The organism is Bartonella sp. MR30HLJHH (assembly GCF_042194195.1).
Lineage (GTDB): Bacteria > Pseudomonadota > Alphaproteobacteria > Rhizobiales > Rhizobiaceae > Bartonella > Bartonella grahamii.
Genome location: NZ_JBHIMO010000044.1, coordinates 1 through 4,060, shown reverse-complemented (window position 1 = coordinate 4,060; position 4,060 = coordinate 1). Strand labels below are relative to the sequence as shown.

The 4,060-nt window shown below is 40.0% G+C and carries 3 protein-coding genes and 1 pseudogene; all 4 read left to right on the top strand.

Features of this window, described 5'->3' with window-relative positions; translation table 11 throughout:
• Positions 1-457, top strand: a pseudogene (locus ACFIKR_RS08860) (hypothetical protein); the annotation flags it as partial.
• A 7-nt stretch (positions 458-464) separates the two neighbouring features.
• Positions 465-1,826, top strand: coding sequence for a hypothetical protein (locus tag ACFIKR_RS08855; RefSeq protein WP_375659593.1), 1,362 nt, complete (start codon positions 465-467; stop codon positions 1,824-1,826).
• Position 1,827: 1 nt separating this feature from the next.
• Complete coding sequence (locus tag ACFIKR_RS08850) at positions 1,828-3,897, top strand: glycine zipper family protein (RefSeq protein WP_375659592.1); 2,070 nt, start codon at positions 1,828-1,830, stop codon at positions 3,895-3,897.
• Positions 3,894-4,060: transglycosylase SLT domain-containing protein (locus ACFIKR_RS08845; protein WP_375659594.1), on the top strand; the 167-nt coding region annotated here is incomplete at its 3' end. The genes ACFIKR_RS08850 and ACFIKR_RS08845, both read left to right, overlap by 4 nt.

Here is a 4,060-nt window from a genome sequence, read left to right as displayed (position 1 = left end):
AGGTGCGGGTCGTTATGGGTCCGGTGCACATGCAGGTGTATTGGCAAATGAACTTGGTGCTTTGTCCACAAGTGCTATGGCAGATCAATATAATCGTGATGCAGATCGCATGATGCAAGCCAATGCCATGATAGACCAAGCCAATCAAAATCAGTTGGGAGCCTCAAATAACTTCTTACAGGGTTATGGCAATGCCTATTCCAATGCCATACAGGGGGGAGGCGTGCTTGATAATTACAATCAGAGAGTTGTTGATGCTAATCGTGAACGTTGGCTGGAGCAAGACAATAGCGGTTGGAATAAGTTGAATATGCTTATGAACGCCGGTCATGGATTTGCAAGGAATTACGGCACGACGACGAATAATAATACAGCCTCTATGATGCAAGGCAACGACCCTTGGAAGAACGCTATAGGGATTTTAGCTAGTATTGCTAATTTTGCAGGAAAAAAGTGAGGTAGTTATGCAAAATAGTAACGATAACATGTTATCAAGACTTCTTAAGTCTATGCATGTAATAAGCCAATATGTACCACGTATACGTTTCAACGATCTAGAAGACGCCAAACAACAGGCAAAGAATTTACCTTATTTAACCCCTTCTTCCCCTATAGCAACTTTTGGTTCACAATCAAATCCTTTAGGTTTAGCTAAAAATACTTCACCTTTACCAGATGTAAGTTCGTCTTTAAGATCGGCAGGCAGAAAACCAGATGTACCGTCTTCAGTTCCTTCTTTACCAGTAGCGACCTTTGGTTCACAACCAAATCCTTTAGGTATGGAACCTTTGCCTAATGCAATTGAAACTTCAGATTTGGCATCATTGAAACCAAAGCAGTCTCAATTACCAGAGCCTATTTCATCTGTAGAACCACAGAAGTCTGTACAGCCACAACAGAGTATTGTTCCTCACCAAGATACTGGTTCTCAACAGAGTTTTTGGGATCACTTGCGTAGTCCTGAGTTTTTACAAAGATTATCGGATTATGGGATTGGTTATGCATTATCAGATGGGACGATAGCACAAAGTTTAGCGAATGCAGCTATGAATCTTCGTCGTGGTGATATGGAAAGAGAAAAAAGAGGGCAGGTTAATCAGACCGTCGAGTATCTAAAGTCCAAAGGCTATAGCGAAGAAGAAGCGCGGTTCATGGCTGGGAATAAAGATGCGTTGAATGCTTTTCTATTACAAAAAGCGAACGGCGGTTATGATACTAGATCTAAAGAAGAATTGGACCGCCTACGAGAAACGATAGAGCTTAAAAATAGAGAAACTATCAGTAATAATACACTCCATGACATTGAACGTTTTATGAACTATATAGAAGAAAATGGTGAATGGGCTACAGGTAATGCGGCTAGTATACAAGCTCAGTTGGGTGTTCCTCAACACCGTGATATGAGTTCACTGCTTGATTCCATTAAAAATCGTATAGGTATTGATCGTTTAGAAACGATGAGACAGTATTCGCGTAATGGCGCCTCAGGTTTTGGGAATCTCACAGAAAGAGAACTTGATATCTTAAAGAGCTATTTAGGAGAGATAAAGTACAACTTGGGTCATAAAGAGCTCTTGTTTAGGTTGAAAAAAATCCATGAGATTTTGGGTAAGATGAAATCAGACGTATTGGATTTGCTGGAAAACAATAGCATTGCATTAACGCAAGAGAATGTTGATAAGGTTACATCACAGCCGCATTCTAAAGCTCCACAGCAAGGACGTAATGATTTGCCACTTGTTACCAGCAAAGAAGAGGAAGATGCATTGCCTTCCGGTGCACGCTTTATTGGTGAAGATGGAAAGATAAGGGTTAAAGGGGCTTAAAATGGCATATATTCCTTATTCTCGCATTGTTGATGATGTATCCGATAATGATGGTAGGTCTTCGGTGAAGAACAGTCGTGGTAATCAAGGAAAAAAAACAACGGGTTATATTCCTTATTCCCCTCTTGTTGATGATGATACGGCTTCATTTAATACAAAATTTACAGCAGATGATTTTTCATTTGATGATAAAGATCTTACGTGGTTGGATGCGGTTATGAGACATAGCGCATCTGGTGCAACGGCAGGTTATTTTGACGAAATGAAAGCAGTACGTGAAGCAGGTGTGAGGGATTATTGGAGCGGCGATAAAAAGGCAGAAGAGGTTTATAACAGAAGAGTAGCCAAAGAACGTGCTTACCAAAAAGCTTTGGAAGAGAAACATCCATGGTGGTCTTCTGGTGCTTATATTGCTGGTTCGATTTTACCAACAATAGCATCATTTGGTATTCCAGCATTAAATTTTTTGCGAGCAGGTTCGACTTTAGGAGGTTTAGGTAGGGGAGCTCTTGTTGGGGCAGGTTCTGGAGCTTTACACGGTTCTGGTGCAGGAGAAGGTTACAATGATACGGTGAATTCGGCGTTAGCTGGTGGTGTTGGTGGGGCAGTTTTGACGCCGGTTGCTGCTTTAGGAGGTATAGGTATTTCTAAGGCAGTTCGTAGTTTAGGAAATGCTTTAAAATCACCTCCACTTGTAAGGAATTATTTTAATCCTGCTCATAAAGAGGTTTCCAATAAAGCTTTGCGAGAAGTTGCCAAGCAACTTTACGATAATAAAACCCCAAAAATTACCGAACGTCTTAGCTCAGAACCTCAGGAAGTATTTTTGACAGATATTAATGAAAAACTACGACAGACTTTGTGGAATGCGTCTAAAACAAATGAAGATGTTTATAATCTCTTGAAACAAGCGCATGAGAAAAGATTGGGAGGTTCTGTTCAACGTCTTGATGATATGATGGAGCAGACAATTGTTCCATACCAGCATAGCGATACTTTAAGCAGGACGCTTAAACAGCAAGGGAAAGAAGCGCATGATCATCTTTATGAACAAGCAAGGCAAACGCCGATAGGACGAGAGTATTATCCGGCTCTTAATAAACTTTTTGAAAATAAAGGATTTCAAAAAGCTCTCAAAGAAGCTGTCAATACTTTAGAGGAACACCCTCTCAGTATAAATCCTAGAAGGTTTTATGATAGAAGATTTAGCAGTATAACCTATAAACCTACGATAGAGTTATTAGATCAAACTAAGCAGTCTCTTGATGATTTAATCGAAAAAAGTAAGAAACATGGCGATAACCAAAAGATTTTAGGATACGAAGTCCTCAAACAAAATTTGGTAAAAATAATGGACGAAATCTCTCCTACGTACAAAGCAGCACGCGGTAGTGCGGCAAAATTCAAAAACTTTGCAGATAGCTTTGAGGAAGGTAGACAAGCTTTTGGAACAAAGCTTGAAAAGAGTTTTGAAAGGGATGCAGTTCAGGAAAATCTTTTTAAAGGGAATTGGACAAAACAAAATAATACCTATCAGATGGGCATGAGAGATGCCTTAGATGATTTACTCAGAAAAAATGATGACCCTATTAATGAATTTTCTAAACTTTTAAAACAAAATCTTGCATCTGAGAATCTTAAAAGGATGATAGGACCGGAACGGTTTTCTACTTTTAAAAAGGCAGTAGATCAGGAGCAATTCTATTCTGATGCAGCAAAAGAGGGTTTTAGCAAATTTGAAGGCATTCCTAAGATTTCTCTTTTTGATGGAGTTCGTGTACCACATAGTATTCCTGATATACCAGCTCAAGGCTTAAAATTAGCACGAAACATATTTTTTCATCCGAATGCACCAGAGGCGCTACGAGCAAAACGAGAGCTAGAGCGCGGTATAGCGAAATTAGCAACTTTTGGCGTTAAAGGAATGGAGCGCAATGAAATTGCCAAATTGATTCAAAGTGCTTTGAAGTGGCATAAAGCCGGTGTGATAACGGATGAAGGCTTGAAGATTGTTTCTAGAGCTGTAGCAAAAGGGTTAGGTCCTAGTGCTTCAATAGAGTATGCGAAATGACCAGTTATAGTCCTTCAGTTAATCAAGCGATACGGCAAACGGCAGCGCGTTATGGTTTGCCAGAGAGTTATTTATACCGTGTTGCACAAGTGGAAAGTGGAGGGAATCCGAATGCAAGGAATCCCTACTCTTCTGCTGGTGGGTTGTATCAATTTATCGATAG